General features: G+C 67.7%; 27 protein-coding genes and 4 tRNA genes. 21 read left to right on the plus strand and 10 right to left on the minus strand.

The window, feature by feature from the left end; genetic code table 11:
• Positions 1-57 precede the first annotated feature (57 nt).
• The gene (locus QE449_RS17280; RefSeq protein ID WP_373428395.1) at positions 58-906 is read left to right on the plus strand and encodes a pseudouridine synthase; all 849 of its coding nucleotides are present in this window, start codon (positions 58-60) and stop codon (positions 904-906) included.
• Here QE449_RS17280 and QE449_RS17285 read toward each other — a convergent pair.
• Complete coding sequence (locus QE449_RS17285; RefSeq protein WP_307109244.1) at positions 848-1,942, minus strand: hypothetical protein; 1,095 nt, start codon at positions 1,940-1,942, stop codon at positions 848-850. The two genes, QE449_RS17280 and QE449_RS17285, sit on opposite strands and share 59 nt — an antisense overlap.
• A gap of 70 nt (positions 1,943-2,012) precedes the next feature.
• Here QE449_RS17285 and QE449_RS17290 point away from each other — a divergent pair, with 70 nt between their 5' ends.
• From QE449_RS17290 to QE449_RS17300, 3 genes are all read left to right on the plus strand, one after another.
• Positions 2,013-2,474: a hypothetical protein gene (locus QE449_RS17290; protein ID WP_307109245.1), complete on the plus strand. Its 462-nt coding sequence runs from the start codon at positions 2,013-2,015 to the stop codon at positions 2,472-2,474.
• An 81-nt stretch (positions 2,475-2,555) separates the two neighbouring features.
• Positions 2,556-3,695 (plus strand): M4 family metallopeptidase, encoded by a 1,140-nt coding sequence (locus QE449_RS17295; protein WP_307109246.1) that lies wholly within the window; start codon positions 2,556-2,558, stop codon positions 3,693-3,695.
• A 1-nt stretch (position 3,696) separates the two neighbouring features.
• Positions 3,697-3,981 (plus strand): protealysin inhibitor emfourin, encoded by a 285-nt coding sequence (locus QE449_RS17300; protein ID WP_285187824.1) that lies wholly within the window; start codon positions 3,697-3,699, stop codon positions 3,979-3,981.
• Here the strand turns inward: QE449_RS17300 and QE449_RS17305 are convergent.
• From QE449_RS17305 to QE449_RS17340, 8 genes are all read right to left on the minus strand, one after another.
• On the minus strand, positions 3,920-5,368 hold the full coding sequence (locus QE449_RS17305; RefSeq protein WP_222627820.1) for a DUF4153 domain-containing protein: 1,449 nt from the start codon (positions 5,366-5,368) through the stop codon (positions 3,920-3,922). The genes QE449_RS17300 and QE449_RS17305 overlap by 62 nt on opposite strands.
• 76 nt (positions 5,369-5,444) lie before the next feature.
• Complete coding sequence (locus QE449_RS17310) at positions 5,445-6,407, minus strand: HAMP domain-containing sensor histidine kinase (protein WP_307109247.1); 963 nt, start codon at positions 6,405-6,407, stop codon at positions 5,445-5,447.
• On the minus strand, positions 6,404-7,105 hold the full coding sequence (locus tag QE449_RS17315) for a response regulator transcription factor (protein WP_222627822.1): 702 nt from the start codon (positions 7,103-7,105) through the stop codon (positions 6,404-6,406). Before QE449_RS17315 ends, QE449_RS17310 begins: the two co-directional genes overlap by 4 nt.
• 92 nt (positions 7,106-7,197) lie before the next feature.
• On the minus strand, positions 7,198-8,448 hold the full coding sequence (locus QE449_RS17320; RefSeq protein ID WP_222640941.1) for an FAD-dependent oxidoreductase: 1,251 nt from the start codon (positions 8,446-8,448) through the stop codon (positions 7,198-7,200).
• A gap of 104 nt (positions 8,449-8,552) precedes the next feature.
• Positions 8,553-8,626, minus strand: a tRNA-Phe gene (locus QE449_RS17325).
• Positions 8,627-8,715: 89 nt separating this feature from the next.
• Positions 8,716-8,789, minus strand: a tRNA-Asp gene (locus tag QE449_RS17330).
• Between the two features lie 92 nt (positions 8,790-8,881).
• Positions 8,882-8,954: transfer RNA gene (locus tag QE449_RS17335), tRNA-Glu, on the minus strand.
• A gap of 96 nt (positions 8,955-9,050) precedes the next feature.
• Positions 9,051-9,701, minus strand: a complete 651-nt coding sequence (locus QE449_RS17340; RefSeq protein ID WP_027504258.1) for a ScbR family autoregulator-binding transcription factor — start codon at positions 9,699-9,701, stop codon at positions 9,051-9,053.
• A 320-nt stretch (positions 9,702-10,021) separates the two neighbouring features.
• Between QE449_RS17340 and QE449_RS17345 the strand changes: the two genes are divergently transcribed.
• Positions 10,022-10,094: transfer RNA gene (locus QE449_RS17345), tRNA-Lys, on the plus strand.
• Here QE449_RS17345 and QE449_RS21465 read toward each other — a convergent pair.
• A complete protein-coding gene (locus QE449_RS21465; protein ID WP_373428396.1) occupies positions 10,056-10,433 on the minus strand; it encodes a helix-turn-helix domain-containing protein in 378 nt (125 codons plus the stop codon). The two genes, QE449_RS17345 and QE449_RS21465, sit on opposite strands and share 39 nt — an antisense overlap.
• A 6-nt stretch (positions 10,434-10,439) precedes the next feature.
• Between QE449_RS21465 and QE449_RS17350 the strand changes: the two genes are divergently transcribed.
• From QE449_RS17350 to QE449_RS17415, 16 genes are all read left to right on the plus strand, one after another.
• The gene (locus QE449_RS17350) at positions 10,440-10,628 is read left to right on the plus strand and encodes a helix-turn-helix domain-containing protein (protein WP_307109248.1); all 189 of its coding nucleotides are present in this window, start codon (positions 10,440-10,442) and stop codon (positions 10,626-10,628) included.
• The gene (locus QE449_RS17355; RefSeq protein ID WP_307109249.1) at positions 10,625-10,783 is read left to right on the plus strand and encodes a hypothetical protein; all 159 of its coding nucleotides are present in this window, start codon (positions 10,625-10,627) and stop codon (positions 10,781-10,783) included. The genes QE449_RS17350 and QE449_RS17355 overlap by 4 nt, the downstream gene beginning before the upstream one ends.
• 97 nt (positions 10,784-10,880) lie before the next feature.
• Entirely contained in the window at positions 10,881-11,186 is a 306-nt protein-coding gene (locus QE449_RS17360; RefSeq protein ID WP_307109250.1) for a hypothetical protein, read from the plus strand.
• The gene (locus tag QE449_RS17365) at positions 11,183-11,392 is read left to right on the plus strand and encodes a hypothetical protein (RefSeq protein WP_307109251.1); all 210 of its coding nucleotides are present in this window, start codon (positions 11,183-11,185) and stop codon (positions 11,390-11,392) included. Before QE449_RS17360 ends, QE449_RS17365 begins: the two co-directional genes overlap by 4 nt.
• A complete protein-coding gene (locus QE449_RS17370; protein ID WP_307109252.1) occupies positions 11,392-11,529 on the plus strand; it encodes a hypothetical protein in 138 nt (45 codons plus the stop codon). The genes QE449_RS17365 and QE449_RS17370 overlap by 1 nt, the downstream gene beginning before the upstream one ends.
• Positions 11,526-11,759 (plus strand): hypothetical protein, encoded by a 234-nt coding sequence (locus QE449_RS17375; RefSeq protein ID WP_307109253.1) that lies wholly within the window; start codon positions 11,526-11,528, stop codon positions 11,757-11,759. The genes QE449_RS17370 and QE449_RS17375 overlap by 4 nt, the downstream gene beginning before the upstream one ends.
• A gap of 295 nt (positions 11,760-12,054) precedes the next feature.
• Entirely contained in the window at positions 12,055-12,375 is a 321-nt protein-coding gene (locus tag QE449_RS17380; protein WP_307109254.1) for a hypothetical protein, read from the plus strand.
• Positions 12,375-12,734 (plus strand): hypothetical protein, encoded by a 360-nt coding sequence (locus tag QE449_RS17385; RefSeq protein WP_307109255.1) that lies wholly within the window; start codon positions 12,375-12,377, stop codon positions 12,732-12,734. Before QE449_RS17380 ends, QE449_RS17385 begins: the two co-directional genes overlap by 1 nt.
• The gene (locus QE449_RS17390) at positions 12,731-12,886 is read left to right on the plus strand and encodes a hypothetical protein (RefSeq protein WP_307109256.1); all 156 of its coding nucleotides are present in this window, start codon (positions 12,731-12,733) and stop codon (positions 12,884-12,886) included. The genes QE449_RS17385 and QE449_RS17390 overlap by 4 nt, the downstream gene beginning before the upstream one ends.
• The gene (locus tag QE449_RS21470; RefSeq protein ID WP_373428310.1) at positions 12,883-13,182 is read left to right on the plus strand and encodes a WhiB family transcriptional regulator; all 300 of its coding nucleotides are present in this window, start codon (positions 12,883-12,885) and stop codon (positions 13,180-13,182) included. The genes QE449_RS17390 and QE449_RS21470 overlap by 4 nt, the downstream gene beginning before the upstream one ends.
• On the plus strand, positions 13,175-13,426 hold the full coding sequence (locus QE449_RS21475; RefSeq protein ID WP_373428397.1) for an HNH endonuclease: 252 nt from the start codon (positions 13,175-13,177) through the stop codon (positions 13,424-13,426). Before QE449_RS21470 ends, QE449_RS21475 begins: the two co-directional genes overlap by 8 nt.
• A gap of 387 nt (positions 13,427-13,813) precedes the next feature.
• A complete protein-coding gene (locus QE449_RS17395; RefSeq protein ID WP_307109257.1) occupies positions 13,814-14,005 on the plus strand; it encodes a hypothetical protein in 192 nt (63 codons plus the stop codon).
• Positions 14,002-15,498 carry a terminase large subunit domain-containing protein gene (locus QE449_RS17400; protein WP_307109258.1) on the plus strand — a complete coding sequence of 499 codons (1,497 nt, stop codon included), beginning with the start codon at positions 14,002-14,004 and terminating at the stop codon, positions 15,496-15,498. The genes QE449_RS17395 and QE449_RS17400 overlap by 4 nt, the downstream gene beginning before the upstream one ends.
• A 46-nt stretch (positions 15,499-15,544) precedes the next feature.
• Entirely contained in the window at positions 15,545-16,756 is a 1,212-nt protein-coding gene (locus QE449_RS17405) for a phage portal protein (protein ID WP_307109259.1), read from the plus strand.
• A complete protein-coding gene (locus tag QE449_RS17410) occupies positions 16,753-17,157 on the plus strand; it encodes a hypothetical protein (RefSeq protein ID WP_307109260.1) in 405 nt (134 codons plus the stop codon). Before QE449_RS17405 ends, QE449_RS17410 begins: the two co-directional genes overlap by 4 nt.
• Entirely contained in the window at positions 17,154-18,146 is a 993-nt protein-coding gene (locus QE449_RS17415; RefSeq protein ID WP_307109261.1) for an HK97 family phage prohead protease, read from the plus strand. The genes QE449_RS17410 and QE449_RS17415 overlap by 4 nt, the downstream gene beginning before the upstream one ends.
• Positions 18,147-18,155: the final 9 nt, after the last annotated feature.

The raw sequence follows: 18,155 nt of genomic DNA on the forward strand, positions 1-18,155 counted from the left end.
GATCCGGTGCCCGCACCGCTGCCGATCCGAGACGGTCTCAATCCGACGCGGATCCGCATGCCGGACGCGCCGGCAGAGCACAGGACCATAGTCGAGTACCTCGTCGCACGCTTTCCGCGCGATGCGGAGGCCCTGCGCGGGAAGGTGACGGACGGCGAGGTCGTCGATGCCGCAGGACGGCCCGTGCTGGTCGACACTCCCCTGGTCCCCCGCGCCGACGTCTACCTGTACCGGGATCCGCCCGTGGAACCCGAGGTGCCGTTCACCGCCCCGATCCTGCACCGAGACGATGCGATCGTGGTGGTGGACAAGCCGCACTTCCTGGCTACGACACCACGGGGGCGCTTCGTCGTGCAGACCGCCCTGACCCGGCTGCGACGCGAACTGGGAAACGACGCACTGTCCCCGGCGCACCGCCTCGATCGCCTCACCGCGGGCGTGCTCGTCTTCACCGCACGACAGGACGTCCGCCGCGCATATCAGGAGATGTTCCGGGAGCGCAGCATGGTCAAGGTCTACGAAGCGGTGGCCCCCGACTCGCCGATCTCGTTCCCGCACACCGTGATCAGCCGCATCGTCAAGGACCGTGGATCACTGCAGGCGACCGAGGTGCCGGGTGAGCCGAACAGCGAGACCGTGATCGAGAAGGTGCGCACGGTGGGCGACCTGGCGCTCTACCGCCTGCATCCGCGCACGGGCAAGACCCATCAACTACGCGTGCACATGGCCTCTCTCGGCCTGCCCATAGTCGGCGACTCGCTGTATCCCGTGCCGCGCGAGGTCGCCGTCGACGACTACCGGGATCCACTGCGACTGCTGGCGCGGAGCATCGAGTTCACCGACCCGCTCACAGGCGCACCGCGGCACTTCGCGTCGCAGCGGACCCTCGCGCTGTCTCCGCCGTGATCCGGTGCGAGATCGCGGCGAGCGTCAACAGTCCGATCGCGAGGTTGGTCAGGGCGGCGAAGCCCGTCTCGGCGAAGTCGACGAGCGCACCGAGCAACGCGTAGATCAGGGCCGCCGACCGGAGTCGGTGCAGAGGCCAGAGGGACGCGTTGCGCCGCCGTGCGATCAGCGACGGGAGCCCGAGGGCGACCGTGACGCACGCCGTCACCCACAGGATGCCGCCCGAGATGGTCATCCGGTCGAGGGTGACATCGAGGTCGTCGCGCTCGATGACCAGACCGCCCGTGGCCAGTTGCGCGATGCCCGCCACGACCGTCGCGGACGCGGTGACCACCATGAGCCAGGACAACGCGATCGCCCAGCGCGTACTGGTCACGAACGACGGGACGGCGCGCGAGAACCACGCCCGCCGACTCGTCGGCCGGGACGGTGCCGGAACGCACCGACTCAGCAGGGTGTCGATGCTCGCGACGAGCTCAGGATCGGCTCCCGTCGTCCGCGCTCGGTCGAGCAGTTCGCGGGCCAGCTCCCGGCGCGATCCCGGTACCCCACCGACGAGTCCTTCCGACGCGATGGCGGCAGCGTTCGCGAGGCATTCCCGTGGCGTCGGTTCGCGGACGTCGCGGACGGTTCGTCCGAGCACCAGGACCAGAACCACCGTCACGTACATGATCTCGGCGGACGGGCCGTAGAAGTAGTCGTTGTCCCTCGTCACGAACTTCCCGACCTCGTCCAGGAACAGACCGAAGCCGACGCCGCCCAGCAGCACGGCCGACGAGCGCGCTCCGAAGCCGAGGAACAGCCATCCGACGACGAGCGCCGTCATCATCAGCGCACCGCCCCACAGTGCGTGGGCGATGTGCAGGCTTCCACCGCCCACCTGCGGATAGTCGGTGAGTTCGAGGTAGGCGCGGGTGAGCAGGATGGTCGCGACCGCGGCGATGACGAACGACTCCACGGACGACGTCCCGTCGGCACTGCGCACGATCGGCGTCCGCACCCGCCGCGCACGCGCACCCCGCTGCATGATGGCCATCGACGATCATGGTCATTCACAGGCCTCTTTCGCGGTGGAATGCGACGGTACGCCCGGTAAAGTTCGTCCGATGAGACTCCTTCCCGCCACGCTCGCCGCTGCTGCCACCCTCGCCCTGGTCCTGGGTGGATGCAGCTCCGAGGATCAGCAGTCCGCACAGGACACCGCGAACAACGCCGCGGAATCGGTGGGCGACGCAGCTCAGGGCGCACTCAGCTCTGCACAGTCGGCCGCACCCGGCATCCAGTCGAGCGCCGGCAGCCTGGCCGACGATGCCGGCAACGTGTTCGACGACGCCAAGCGCGCGACCTTCGTCGCCGCCTACAAGGCGCAGTTCTCCGCGCTCTCCGACGGAAAGTCCGACGAGGACATCGAATCGCTGCTCGGCAGCATCTGCCAGCAGATCACCGACGGCAAGGAGAAGGACGCCGTGGTCACCGACATCCGGTCACAGGCCACCAACAACGGCAACGAGCCCGGTGTCGACGAGGCCGGTCGCATCTACGACCAGGCGAAGGTCGCCTGCCCCTGACCGCACGAGCTCCGCGAGGTGCGCGGGCTGTCGGTGATCGGGGTTAGCGTGGCGATCGTTCCCCTTCGGAAGGATCTCATCGTGGCCACCCCCGACCTCTCGCGCACCACGCCCTGCTGCCAGGGCGTCGTTCCTCCCTACCTTCTGCAGCGCCTCGCGTCGGCCCCCGCGGAACGCAGTGCCCGCCTGGACACCGCCCCGTCCGTCGCGAGCCGCACGCTGGAACTCGACGACGAGATGCGGCGCCGACGCGACTCGACGCGGTCCACCGTGTCGCCCACCGCTCCCCGCGGCGCCGTCGCGGATCGGCTGCAGCGCACCATCGCCGACGCGAGGAACACGCAGACTCTGCCCGGCGACGTCGTGCGTACCGAGGGCGGCGAACCTGTCGGCGATCCGGCGGCGGACGAGAGCTACGACGGCCTCGGCGTCACCCACGCCCTGTTCGCCGAGGTCTACGGATGGTCCAGCCTCGACGGGCAGGGGCTGCCGCTCGACGCCACGGTGCACTACGGCGAGCAGTACGACAACGCGTTCTGGGACGGCACCCGCATGGTGTTCGGCGACGGTGACGGCGAGGTGTTCACCCGCTTCACCGTGTCGCTGTCCGTCATCGCGCACGAGTTGGCTCACGGTTTCACGCAGTACACCTCACAGCTCGAGTACGCCGGACAGTCCGGCGCCCTCAACGAGTCGGTGTCCGACGTGTTCGGCGTCCTCGCAGAACAGCGCTCGCGTGGGCAGAACGCCGAGGACGCGTCCTGGCTCGTCGGCGAGGGGCTCTTCCTCCCCGACGTGCAGGGCAGCGCACTCCGCTCGATGCTGGCACCCGGTACCGCGTACGACGACGACGTCCTCGGTAAGGACCCCCAGCCCGCGGACATGGCGGGATACGTCGAGACCACCGAGGACAACGGCGGGGTGCACATCAACTCCGGCATCCCCAACCGCGCGTTCGCCGAGGCCGCCGTCGCGCTCGGCGGGCCGGCCTGGGATCGTCTCGGACAGGTCTGGTTCGACGCCCTCACGTCCGGCAGCCTGACGCCGACCGCCGATTTCGCCGCCTTCTCCGCCGCGACGGTCGCGGCGGCATCGGCGCGCTACGGAACCGGGTCCGACGTTCACCGCGCCGTGGTCGGCGGGTGGACTACCGTGGGCCTCGAGCCGGCCGGGACGGGATCCGCGTCCGATGCGGCGGACGAGGCGAGCAAGAGGACGTGACATGGTCATCGTGGTGGTACGCAGCGGCGGCGTGGCCGGGACGACCCGCCGCGGCAGCGTCGACACCACGGCCCTCGGCGACACGGCACCCGAGTGGGAGCAGCTGGTCACCCGCGCGCTCCCCCTGTTGAACGGCCTGCCCGAGTCGTCGTCCCTCGCCCGCGACACCTTCCGGTGGCGACTCGAGATCGGCGAGCACTCGTGCGAGACCGGCGATTCGGCACTCACCGGCCCGCTTCGCGAGCTGGCAGAGCGCACTCTGCGAGAGGGTCGCTCGCCGCGATGACGGCGGCCTCACGGCGTGCGAGGTTCGCGTTCCACCACGGGTCGCTCCCGGGCTCGTCGACGATGCAGTCGCGCAGCGTGGGCGGCAGGGTCGACACGGCGGGCACCGCGTCCGCCGACAGCGTGCCGAGATAGTCGACGTCGATCAGTCCGGTCCGCTCGTAGCGCTCGACTGCCCGCTCCGCGACCAGCGCATCGACGTTCACCACCGCCATCACCAGCACGCCCAGCGCCGCCGTGCCGACGATCACCGCGGGCAGTAGGCGCGCGGACCAGCGCGCACCGGCGACGATGACGGCGAGCACGACGACGCCCAACCACACCTCGACGGCCATGACCCCGACTCGCAGCCGAGTGAGACCGAACTGCTGCTCGTACAACGACATTCGGTACACCGCCGACCAGACGACCACCAGCGTCAGCACACACAGCGACCCGAAGGCGATGCGCGCGAGCACCCGGTCGCGCCGCACCTCGGCGTCGACCTTGCGTACCTGCACGGCGACCACGACGAGCACGCCGACTGTCACCGTGATCAGCTGCCAGAATCCCGATCGGGCGTGGTCCGCGAAGGTCAGGTCGTCCGTCGTCATCACGTGGTCGTGTCCGCCGAACAACGTGGCTGCCTGCACCACCACGAACGCAGCGAACACGACGACGAGCGCGCAGACCGGCACCGCCCACTCCCATACCGGTCGTCGTCGACCGGCGCCGGGAGCGAGCGCATCGAGTGCCATCGCGTGACGCTTCGCGTGGGCGACACCCAGAATCCACAGCGCGACGCACAGAGCCACGACCGGCCCCAGCGGGTCGACGTCGACGGACACGGTCGGGATCACCGCGTCGACGAGCGAGGCGAAGCGATCGTCGGCACCCGCGAACAGCAGCGTGAACACGGTGACCAGCAGGGCCGTGCTCACCACGACGCGCAGCGTGCGTACCGCGGACCCCCGAGACGGGAGCGTCACCTGTGCGGCACCGGTTCCGAGCGAGCGGAGCACGGCTCCCTGCACCACGACGGGCACGATCGGCGCGAGCACCGTGGCGGTGAACGTCGTCGATCTCGTGGTCGACAGAGCCACACACCACACGGCCAGTCCGACGGACGACGCTGCGAGCCATCCCGAATCGCGGACGAACGGGACCACCAGCAGCGTGAACGCGGCGCCGATCCATGCCACGGACCAGCGCGACCGGTCCGGCAGTCGAGCGGCGAGGACGGCAGCGACGCCGACGGCGAGGTAGGCCACCGACGGCCGGTCGGTCAGTATCGCGCCGGCGACCACCCCGACCGCTGCGGCGGAACCCACGGCCCAGCGACGCGGAGACTCGGTGACGGTGCGGACCGGCGACTGCGCCGCCGGATCGGGAAGAAGGTCGGTGGTCATCGTGAACCTCTTTCGGGCAGGGGTGATCGCGCGAGCACCGGATGCGGTGTCACGTGCCGAGTGCGGACGGTGGGGGTCAGACGGGAAGAGTGAGCCGGAAGCAACACCCGGCGCCGACGTCGACCACATCGAGTGTGCCGCCGTGCAACTCGGCGGCCCATCGAGCGATGGCGAGCCCGATGCCGGTGCCGCCGTCGGTCGACCCGCCGCGGACGAACCGGTCGAACACCCGAGCGCGATCGGCCGGCGCGATCCCGTCGCCCTCGTCGACCACGTCGATGCGCACCGTGTCGTCACCCACCACGGCCGACACGGCCACTGCACCGTCGGGCGGACCATGGCGCACGGCGTTCTCGACCAGATTGGCCATCACCTGCCGTACCCGTTCCTCGTCGGCGGTCACCGTCGCACCGGGAGGCTCGACCGACACCGAGAACCGGATCGCCGTGCTCTGGGTGACCACGCTGGTCAGGAACTGACGGAGGTCGAACGTGCTGCGCGACAGACCGAGTGCGCCACCCTCGAGCTTCGAGAGATCCAGGAGGTCGTCGACGAGCCGAGCCAGACGTTCGGTCTGCTCGAGGGCGACTCCCACCGTCGCCGGGGTCGCCTCCTGCACCCCGTCGGCGATGTTCTCGAGCACGGCCTGCAGCGACGCGATCGGTGTCCGGAGTTCGTGCGAGACGTTGCCGATCAGCTCCCGACGGTAGCGGTCGGCCTCTGCGAGGTCTGCCGACATCGTGTTGAACGCGACGGCCAACTGGCCGATCTCGTCCCGCGACGTGGCACGAACCCGGTGCGTGTAGTCCCCGTTCGCCATCGCTCGCGAGGCTGCGGTCATCTCGCGCAGCGGCGAGGTCATCCCGTGCGCGACGATCTGCGTGACCACCAGAGCCACGACGAGTGCGAGCAGCAGCGCGTACCGGAACGGCTGCTGCGCCGCGAGCCAGAAGGTGCCCGACGCCGCGAACAGCGCGATCACCACCACCAGGCCGGTCTTGACCTTGAACGAGCGCAGCGAGTCGAGAGGGCGGATCATCCGCGTGCCCGGAACGCGTACCCGACGCCGTGGACGGTGCGCACGACGTCGGACCCCAGCTTGCGCCGCAACGCCTTGACGTGGCTGTCGACCGTGCGGGACGGCACGGACGTCATGGAGTCGTCGCGCGACCACCCCCACACGTCCGACAGCAATCGATCTCGCGCGTAGGCCGCGCCCGGCCGCCGAGCGAGGAACAGCAGGAGATCGAACTCCGTGCGTGTCAGGTGGACCTCGTCGCCGTCACGGAAGACCCGCCGCGCGCGCTCGTCGACCCGGACGTCGTCGAACTCGTGCACGACGGTCGGCGACGGCGCGGGATGGCGTTCCACCCGGCGCAGCAGTGCGTGCACGCGGGCCACCAGGGTGCGCATCGAGAACGGCTTGGACATGTAGTCGTCCGCACCCACCCCGAGGCCCACCAGCTGGTCCGTCTCGTCCGACCGCGCCGTGAGCATGAGGACGGCGACGGCGCCCTCGGGGCGGGACTGGATGCGTCGGCACACCTCGAGACCGTCGAACCCGGGCAGCATCACGTCGAGGACCACCAGGTCGGGGTTCGTGCGGGCCACCGTCTCCACGGCGGCCGGTCCGGTCGACGCGAGGTCGACGTCGAAGCCCTCGGACCGCAGCCGTGCCGCGATCGCGTCGGCCAGAGCCCGTTCGTCCTCGACCACCAGAATTCGTCGTCGATCCATGAAACAGACCGTAACGGCATCATGCGCGGGTCTCGGGGACACGTTGTGAAGATTCCGTGGAGATCGCTCCGGCCCACGAACCGGACGCCGCGTCAGCCGAGCAGCCGCGCCACCTCGGCGGCCGCGCGACCACCCGACACCAGAGCACCCTGGATCGACGGGGTGTCGCGATGGTCGCCGGCGAGCAGCACGCGGTCACCGACCTGCAGCGATCGCCGGAGCGACGTCCCGGGTGCCTGGACCGGGAGCGCACGCCGCACGTCGTGACGCACGATCACCCGCCACGACGCGGTGGACCGACCCCACAGCCGATCGAGAACGGCGCGCACGACGGACTCCTCGGCGGGACCGGCGTCGTCCAGCAGCGTGGTCGCCTGCACCAGGGTCTTCCCGGTCGGCGCGTATCCCGGTGCGATGGAGCTCATCTCGGCGGTGTTGACCACCACGCCGCCCGTCCCCGAGATGCGGAGGAACTCGTCGGATTCCGCGGCGTCGGCCTCGAACCACCACGTCGACAACCCGCGCATGGGAGAGGTCCGGGTGTCCGTCAGCTCGGTCGCGCCTCGCGCGTCCGTCGCCACCACCACCGCGCGGGCCTGCAGCACCGACCCGTCGGCGATCCGCACGGCGGGTGCCGCGCCGTCGGTGACCTGCTCGACGCGCGAGGAGTACGCGATGTCGACCCCGGCATCGCGGGCGAGCTGCTCGGGGAACGCCTGCATTCCGCGGTTCGGCACACCGGGTGTCGCGAGAAGAAAGCTGCGGAGCACGAGCCGGACGTAGCGGTCCGACGTGTCTCCCGCGCCGTCGGCGAGGACCCCGCTGAGAAACGGAGCCAGCAGTGCGGAGCGCAGCGGACCGCGGAGGCCGACGCGGTCCCAGTCGTCGGCGAGTGCAGCGTCGGGGGACGCGGCCAGGCGGCGCACCGGTCCGACAGCGGGCAACGCCCACCGCGCGGCACCGACGACGGCGCCCGGGTGCAGCAGGCCGAGGCGAGCCGCGGACCGCACCGTCCCGAGCAGCAGGCCCGGGTGCCGTGTCGGGTCGGCGATCGTGTGCGCTCGCCCCGAGTCGTCGACGATCCGCACACCGCGACCGGCGACCCGCAGATCGAGCGCGGACACGTCGACATGACGCTTCACGGCCGGGTAGGAGGGGTTGAGGAGCTGGAAGCCTCGATCACAGCGAAAGCCGTCCACGACGTCGGTGCGGATCCGTCCCCCCGGGGCGTCGCCCGCCTCCACGACCCGCACCGTGAATCCACGCCGGCGCAGCGCTCCGGCGCACCGTAGACCGGCGATACCCGCCCCCACCACGATCACGTCAGCATCGATGTCAGTCATGCCCTATCGATACCACCCGGGCGTCGGCGACCTAGGACGACGGGTCCGGAAACGAGAAGAACCACCTGCGCGGGCAGGTGGTTCCAGTCTGTGTCCATTCTCGGTGGCCAGAGCCGGGATCGAACCGGCGACCTTCCGCTTTTCAGGCGGACGCTCGTACCGACTGAGCTACCTGGCCGTGGGCACCCTCGCGGGTACCGGTGATGCTGTACTACTCGGTGCTGACGATCATCGCATCACTGAGGTATTGCGACCTCTGAGGTGTTGCGACCCTGACGGGACTCGAACCCGCGACCTCCGCCGTGACAGGGCGGCGCGCTAACCAACTGCGCCACAGGGCCATGCTGTGAAGCATGTACTGCGTGGAAGACCCTACTGCATCTTCGTCCTACTTCTCACCACTCCCGCTCCAGCGTTGTCACTCGCTGAAACGTACCCCCTACGGGATTCGAACCCGCGCTACCGCCTTGAAAGGGCGGCGTCCTAGGCCGCTAAACGAAGGGGGCCCGTCGAATCGCTCCGACCGTACCCCAACGGCGTTCCGTTGGGAGCTTGGATAGCTTAGGACACCGCTTCGGAATTTCACAAATCCGCAGGTGAGGCTATGTTTCGACGCTCACAGCGTCGACTCGGGGCCACCCGTTGACGCGCCACTTGTCGAGCCATTCCCGCGACGCCATCGCCATCAGGAGAACCTCGAGTGACTCCTCGAACAGCACCACCAGGTCGGTGTCCTCGGCGGTCAGATCGGCCATGTACCGCTGGCCGGCGAGCGAGGTCACCAGCACGCGGGTGAACATGCGCGGATCGATGTCGGGGCGCAGCAGACCGGTCTCGTGCGCCTCGGCCGCGAGCTTGTGTGCGGTGCGACCCCACACGGCGCCCGCTCCCTCGCGGATGCTCGCGTGGAACTCGGGCTCGACGACGAGACGGAACTCCGCACGCACGACGACGTTCTCGTCGAAGGACCGGGCGAGCTGGAAGATGAGGTTGTGCAGCCACTCGAGGGCGTCGACGCCGTCCGGGCGCTCCACGTCCATGATCGCGACGTACTTCTCCATCGCGGTCTGCAGAACGGCGCGAGCCAGTTCTTCCTTCGAGCTGAAGTGGAAGTACATCGCACCCTTGGTGGCGCGTGATCCCTCGAGAATCGTGTTGACCGACGCCGCGGTGTACCCACGCTTGCTGAACTCGTACGCGGCTGCCTCGACGATCGCGGCCCGGGTGCGTCGAGCACGTTCCTGCTGTGCCATTGCGCTGCTGCCTCCGAAATTGAACACCCTGAAGGGCCCTGATACTGAGTGAAGGGTAGCCGACAAACCTGAGAATCCCCTCGGACGTGGCCGCAAACATCGAGCTCGAGCGGGTTCGTCCGGCGTGTTCGGACGGCCCCACCAGCGTGTCGTGCGTTCCGATGACCGGTTTGTCGGATATATGCCCGGCCCGCGTCCGAATGTCGACCGGCGAGAATGGTGATGATTCATAGCGAATAGGTGAATGGTGAATGCGTCACTCCCGACGCGAGGCCAGGTCGAGAGCGACCGCCCGGGGTCCATTACACTCGTCGAGCACCGCCCCTATAGCTCAGTTGGTAGAGCTACGGACTTTTAATCCGCAGGTCCCAGGTTCGAGCCCTGGTGGGGGCACGCCGGCGTCGGGGGAACCTCGACGCCCATCAGCCAGTCCCAGTCGACGCCCGTGGCGAACGCCCACGCGAGCGCAACCGGTCGCTTCGGCGTGGCCGTCCCCTGCTCGATGCGAGCAACAGCGCTGCGGCCGACCTCCATCGCCTGCGCCAGCTCGATCTGGCTCAGGCCCGCGTGCTCACGCGCCTTGCGGAATCTGTCCGCGAGCGTCCACTCGGGGATCGTCGTCCCCACCCTCACTGCACTGGTCATGAGACTGATATTAGGCCGGTGGGCCAATTGGTGCAATAACGGGGCGTAGGTCTTTTTGTTGACAGTTGCAATCAATTGATTCACCATCGTCCTGTGACCGATTACAGCGATGTGATTAACGCACGTGAGGCAGCCAGAATCCTCGGGCTGACGAAGTCGACGCTCCAGCGCCGCATCGCGGCCGGCGTCGTGCCGTGCAGGAAGCTCCCCGGTCGCCTCGGTCAGTTCGTCTTCGACCGGGCCGAGATCGAGCACCTCGCAGCAGAGAAGGCCACCCGATGAACTTCGACCAGGAAGCCGCGCTGTGGATCGACCAGACCCGTGCCCTCGACGCATCGCTCGGACTGTCGGACATGGACCGGCGGCGGGTACTGAATCACCTCGCTGAGTCGTCGCCGGCCGAGCTGCTCGCTGCCATCGAGAAGGTGCAGGCATGACGCGCCGCGTGTGGCTGGCGCTCCTGCCGGCACTGTGGTCGTTCGGCTTGGTGGCTCTGCTCGCCGCGGTGTACGTCCTCGCGCACGGGATGCCGTCGTGACCGCGCCGGCCGTCAGTGTCCTGACTATCGAGCACCTCGACTTCCAGCCGACGTGCGATGCACGTGACGGAAAGAAGGCGTGCGAGGCACCTTCCGATTTCTCGGTGACGGTGCACGGGCATGTCTTGGCGTACAAAAACGGCACCCAGGTCAAAGAGGGCGACATGACCTGCCACTTCTGCTCTGACCACCTGGCAGCATTCAACGAGTTTGCGCGCAAACGCCTGCCGAGCAGGTGCCGCGGTTGCACCAGGGTTTTCACCCGGCTGTCAGACATCATCCTGCACGTGGTCGCGCTGTGATCGCCATCGACGACCAGCTCGTCACCGATGCCCGGTCGCTCGGCATGACGCGCCGCGAGGCCCTGTTCCTGTCTGAGCGGAATTACGCCCTCGCGCTGAAGGAGATCGACCCCAAGACCGGCCTGCCGTCCGTCGTCGGTGAGCACGACCTGGAGCGGTCGGACTACTGGGAGCGGCTCGCCTTCAAGCTGCCCGCGGACGACTGATGATCGACCAGGGCGACAAGTACAAGCGCGTCGTGTGTGACGTGTGTGAGCGCCCGTTCAACCCGAAGCGCGTCATCCCTGTGCCGCCGATCTGCATCGAGTGCCGCCAGGACGCCCAGGCCGAGGCCGGCCGATGACCGCCACCACCGAGCACCGCATCCATGCCGTCGTGAGTGAAGCCGACGAGCTAGAGCGCATGGGCTTCACAACACGCAGGCCGGCCGAGTGGGAGTGGCAGCGCATCTGCGCCCTCACACCATGCGCCGGCCGTCAGGTGTACGTGCAGGGCGGTCGCTACGGCCAATACCTGCACGACATGACAGTGCACGGCATCGCCACCATCCGGGGCGGTGATGCCGGCCGCTGACCCGTTCAAGGCTCCACGGCGCTATCTGGCGGGTCAGCCGTTAACCGACCGCTCTAGGCACGAGTTCCCTTACGAAGCCATCAGACCTAGCTGGTGGGACCGGACCAAAGACTGATCATTGGCGGGCCGGTATTACCAAAAGCCTTGTGTCCATTCGGACGCGAGGCCAGAGGCGTTGGGCTGACAACCGGGGAGCGGAAAAACTGGGTGGTTCGGGCTGGGTGGTCAGCTCGACACCGGCACCCTTGGGTGCTCCATTAGGTAGACCGTATGACTCACTGGGACTGGAGGATTCATGACTGTTGTACGTCTCTACAGTCGGCAGGTCTCTCTCGTGCGTGAGTGCAACCGGTCTGTCGTGACCCCGTTTGGTGTGGTGCTTGAGGTCAACAGTGCTGCTCCCCCGTTCGATGCGTCTTTCGTTCTCACCACTGCGAAGCCTGGCCGTGAGGTGGTGGTGATGGCGCAGCGGCTCGGTGCCACTGTCGTCGTCCTGCCCGAGGCTGCGTACTTCCTGTACTCCCAGGTGCATTCGGCCGGCGGCGTGGTGATCGCTGTCGGTGCTGATCATGTTCGATCCTCTTCCCTGCAACCCCAAGATGGAGCTCTGTTCTGATGACCAACGAGGTATCCCGCACGATCGACGCGGTGGCGTTCGCTGCGGCCGATCTGGTGCAGCCGATCACGGTGCTGCACGCGGCCGGCCGCTTCCTGCTGACGGAAATGAACGAGACGGACCTGCTGCGGTGGGACGTCACCCAGGCGCTCGGGTCGATCGCGGCGGCGCGGAAGTCGGTCGAGTCGGCCACGGAGACGCTGATGCGTATGGTGGCGAAGGACGCGGAGGCGCAGGGCGAGACGGAGGACCGCTCCGGCCTGACGATGTGGGATCGGCCGGCGGGCTCGTGCTTCGAGGAGGGCTGCATGCTCACCAGCGGTCATGGTGGCGAGCACTACGCGGACGACGAGCTGTGAGCGGCCACCTCACGTCCCTGGCCGGCCTGCCTGGTCGGTTCGTCGCTACGTCGTTCGATGCTGAGCGGCAGATGATCGTGGTGGAGATCTCGGACGCCGAGGGCAACCTGAAGGGCTCCATGTCGTGGGGCTACCAGGAGCCGGCGGAGTGAGCCGCTGCCGAGGGCGTAGTGCTGAGTTCGAGTACGCCAATGTGCCTGGTGGACAGTGGCGTACGAAGCTGGACGCTGCTGCTGCTCTGTGTGCTGGGTGCCCGTTCCGGCCGCAGTGTGCAGCGGACGCGCTCAGATATCACGCCCTCGGCATGGTGTGGGCCGGTGTGCCGATACCACCTGACCATGACAACAAGCACACGGCGCGAGCGAGGCTGATGCTGATCGAGATCGCCCTGTATGGCGGTGTGCAGCACCTCGACCTCAGTGAGTACGACGGTGATCTTGATGGCTGATGTGAAGCGGCGTGACTTGCCGGCCGATGTGAAGGCACGTGTGCGTGCGCGTGCTGGGTACGTGTGTGTGAAGTGTGGGTCAGATGATCGGTGCGAGGTGGACCATGTGGTGCCGTGGACCATCAGTCACGATGACAGCGAGGACAACCTCCAGCTCCTGTGCTTCGGGTGCAACAGGCGCAAGGGCGCGAAGGTGGAGGCCGGCCGCAAGACGTGGTTCCACGCTGACTACTGGCCTCGATGATGCGTGCATACTATGCATGCGTATGCATCATGGTGGGTGCATACTATGCAGCGCCATGCATGATGCAGGCGGCTGCCAGGAGCCTGTCACGCGGTCGGTTTTTGCCAAAGGGGACGGTGGACACCGAGGGGCTCCCTGGATTTACACCCCCCGAGGGCGTCAGGTTCGATTCCCACGGCTCGAGATGCATGAACGGTGCATAGTATGCAGGCACAGCATGCATGGTCCATGCATAAACGGTGCATAGAATCCTGCATGATTCGTCCGATTCTGTCGAGTGTGAGGTGAGTTCTGGTGGCTGTCGCGAGAAACGTCGGGTTCGCTGACGCGGTCGATCTGTACATCACGGCGAACGACGATTGGCTGTCCGATTCCGAGACTCCGCTCGTGACCGAGCTGGTCACGATCGCTCAGAAGCTCGACGGCGCGAAGATGGCGGTCAAGGGACCTCCATCGGTGATGCTGATGGAGTTCCGGCAGTGCTTCAACGACCTGCACCGCCTGCGGCCAGACGATATCAGCTCCGGCCCGTCGAGCGACCCGTTCGATGCCGGCATTCGGGAGATCCTGGGCCAATGACGGCCCCGACGATGGTCGATGCTCCGGTGTGGCTGCCGTCGACGTACACACGCCCGATCGAGAACCCGGACTACTCCGAGGGCGACATGCTGATCCGCCTCGCGGAGAAGTGCTTCATCTTCGAGCAGTCCGACCAGTTCGGCCTGGACGACTGGCAGAAGTGGCTCATCCGCGAGATCCTCCAGAAGTTCCCGGCCGACTACCACGACCAGGCGCTCGCCGGCCGACTCGTGTACGAGCAGGTGGTCGTCTCGATGGGCCGGCAGAACGGCAAGACCGTCCTCGGCGCGGTCTTCGCCCTATACGGGCTGATCCTGATGGTCAACCGCGCCCCCGACGTGATCTCGCTGGCCTCGACCGTCGAGCAGGCGAAGAACCTCTACCGCAAGACCCGCTACTGCATCGACAACGTGCCGCTGCTGGCGACCCGATTCAAGACCACAGACCGGTCCGGCATCACCTCGAAGAACCCGCGCAAACCCGCCAACTACGTCGTGAAGGCCGCAGGCGATGGCTCAGGGCTGCAAGGCTTCTCGGGCAACCTCATGCTGCTGGACGAGCTGCACCTGCTCAAGCCCGAGACGTGGTTCGCGCTCGTCCTCGGCGCGTCCGCGCAGCCGAAGGCGCTCGTGCTCGGCCTCACCACGTCCGGCGATGACAACTCCGAGCTGCTCAAGCGGCTCTACCGCACCGGCAAGGAGGCCGCGGCGAAGTCCGAGGGCCACAACCCCCGGTTCGGATTCTTCCTGTGGATGAGCGACCCGTCGCTCGACCTGTACGACCCCGAGGCGCTCGTCCAGGCCAATCCCGCCATCGCATCCGGCCGGCTCTCGCTCGAAGCGGAGCTGCGCAACGGTCGCGAGATGCAGGAGTCCGAGTACCGCCGCTACAGGCGCAACGAGATGGTCTCCGTCGAGAACACATGGATGCCGCTGCCGGCCTGGCTCGCCGCCGCTGGCGGTCCGATCCCGGCAGCAGCCCGCAAGCAGCCGATGATCGTCGCGTTCGCCCGCTCCAGGCGCTCGTGGGACTACATCAGCATCGTCGCCGCGGTGAAGTGGAACGAGAAGGTCTACACCCAACTCATCGGCACCATCACGTTCGGCAACACGGAGCTGCTGGAGGCGAAGCTGGTCGAGTTGGCGCGGCACATTCACGTCGAGAAGTTCGTCGCGTCGGCCGAGACGATGAAGCCGACCATCCTGACGCTCAACTCGGCGCACCGGCTCACCACGGAGTACATCACCCGCGGCAACCTCGCCAACGCCACCGTCGCGGTGCACTCGATGGTCAAGGACGGTCGCCTGGTGCACGCCGGCGACCCCGAGATCCAGACGCAGATCCCGCGCACGGTGACCGTGAACGCCGGTCAGGGCGTCGTGATCGACGAGACCAAGTCGCTCGGCGATATCGAGGCGGTGTCCGCGACCGTCATGGCGGCGTTCATGGCCGAATCGCAGCAGCCGTTCGTGTCTCCTATCAGCATCTTCTGAAAACCACCGCAGGAGAATCGCTCCGACGCCCCTAGCGTCGTCCGCGATGAACATCAGGGAGTTTTTCGGATTCGGTGAGCCGGCCGTCGAGACGCGCAGCGGCTCGGTCGGCTCTGCCGGCGGCGACTCACCGCGGCCGGCCATTCTGCCGCCGCCGCGGTCCCCGCTGTACGTCTCTCCCCTGGACGCCCTGCGCATCAGTGCGGTCTCCCGCTCGGTCGATCAGATCAACACGATGATGTCCTCGATGCCGGCCGGCTCCCGACGCAACGGCGTGGTGCTCGACCGTGACAAGGATCGCGGCGCATACCCGACGATCCTGACCCGGCCCAACCTGGACATGGACTACGAGGAGTTCGTCCAGGTCACCGTCAACGACCTCGCGCTGCACGGCGAGTTCTTCTGGCTCCGCCAGGGCGACCCGCAGACGGCCAACCTGGTGCCGACCTCGCCCACCGAGATGACGGTCGTGCGCGAGCAGCTCCGCGACGGCACGTGGCGGCTGAAGTACGGGCACATGGGCCGTGAGATCCCGCGCTCCCGCGTCGTGCATAAGAAGCACACCGCCATCAACGGTGTCGCCCACGGCACCGGCCCCGTGCAGCAGGGCCAGTCGGACCTGCGCGCCGCGCTGACCCTCGCGGACTACCAGCAGGACTGGTTCGACGCCGGTATCCCGTCCGGCACGCTGAACACCGATCAGCCGCTGAACCCCGACCAGCAGGATCACATGCAGAAGCGATGGAACGAGTTCCTCCGCTCGCACCGCGGCCAGTCGGTGATCCTCGCGTCGGGCCTCGAATACAAGCACCTCGCGATCAAGCCCGCCGAGGCGCAGATGCTCGAGGTGCAGGACGCCATCGACCGGAAGATCGCCCGCCGGTTCGGTATGCCGGCCTTCGACCTAATGATCCCGGCCGGCACCGAGTCCCGCACGTACATGAACCTGGAGCAGTCCAACCTCCGGTTCCTGGTGACCACGCTGGCGAAGTACATCAACGCCGTCGAGCGTGGCTTCACCGAGGTCATCCCGCGCGGCCAGGAGGCATTCCTCGACGAGTCCGCCCTGCTGCGTCTCGACTCCACGACGCAGGTTGCGGTCGACGAGAAGCACGTCGCGATCGGATTGCGATCCACCAGCGAGATCCGCGCCCGCGACGGTCTCCGGCCGCTGCCGAAGCCGAAGCCCGAGGAGTCCCCGGCCACGCCGGCACCGGGCGAGAAGGAAGCACCCGCGAAGCAGGAGGCCGACGCATGATCACCGTCGTCGTCGGTCCGCCCTGCGCCGGCAAGTCCACGTTCGTCCGCGAGAACGCGAAGCCCAACGATGCTGTCGTTGACTTCGACTCCCTCGCAACCGCTTTCGGCTCCGGTGCCGCTCACGACACCCCGCAGCCACTGCGGCGCGTCGTGCAGGCAGCCCGACGCGCCGCGGTGTCCCAGATCCTGCTGGGCGTCGTCGAGACGGCCTGGGTCATCGACACCGACCCCGGCCACTTCATGCTCCAGCAGTACCGCCGAGCCGGAGCAACCATCGAGGTCATCGACCCCGGCATGGAGGTCTGCATCGAGCGCGCACTCGCGGACGAACGCCCCGAGTGGACCGCCGACCAGATCCGACGCTGGTACCGACTGAACAAGAAAGCGACCCGAGCATGACGATCGAGATCCGCACCGCCGCCATCGGCGGCGTCGACGAGCAGAAGCGCATCATCTCCGGTCTGGCCGTTCCGTTCGGCCAGACGGCCAACGTCGGCTACCCCGAGGAGTTCGCCCGCGGCGCGTTCGCTGACGACACCGTCGTGACCGTCCACGCCAACCACGGCGGGTTCAAGCGCGGCGAGCTGCCGGTCGGTGTCCTCACCGCCAGCCGCAACCGCGAGGACGGCTTCTACGTCGAGTGCCGCATCGCGAACACCGCCCGCGGCGACGAGGTGCTCGAACTCGCCCGCGACGGCATCCTCCAGTACTTCTCGGTCGGCTTCGTGCCGGGCGAGCACCAGATGCGCGGCGAGACCGTCGTGCGCACCAAGGCGACCCTCTGTGAGGTGTCGCTCGTAGAGACTCCCGCCTACTCGGGCGCGGTCATCGAGAGCGTGAGAAGCGCTGCAACAGAAGGGAACACAGACATGACACCCGAGGAACAGGCGAAGCTGAACGCCGCCGAGTCCGAGGTCGCCGCGCTCCGCGAGTCGTTCGGCGACATGGAGCGCCGCATGGAAGTCATCAAGGACGGCCAAGCATCCGGCAGCGGCCGCAAGACCTACAAGGCCCGCACCGGCGGCGAGCTGCTCAAGGCGCTCCTGACCGGCAACACCGACGTCGTGACCGAGGTACGCGAGGCTGCGCTCGAGATCGAGGGCGAGCGCATCCAGACCCGCGCCTTCACCGGTGCGACGTTGGCGGAGAACGGCGTCGACCAGCCGGTGTGGCTGGACAAGCAGCTCAAGCTGACGAACCGCCGCCGGCCGCTGTCGACGCTGTTCTCCCGCGAGTCGCTCCCCGAGTCCGGCACCTCGTTCGAGTACCCCGAGGTGATCGAGGAGATCGGCACCGTGGGCGTGCAGGCTGTCGAGGGCGACGACCTGTCGTACCTGGAGCTGAAGATCGGCGAGGGCGTCGGCAAGGTCCGCACCGTGGGCGGCTAAACGAGCCTG

The sequence above is a fragment of the Rhodococcus sp. SORGH_AS_0303 genome, assembly GCF_030819335.1.
Classification (GTDB): domain Bacteria; phylum Actinomycetota; class Actinomycetes; order Mycobacteriales; family Mycobacteriaceae; genus Rhodococcoides.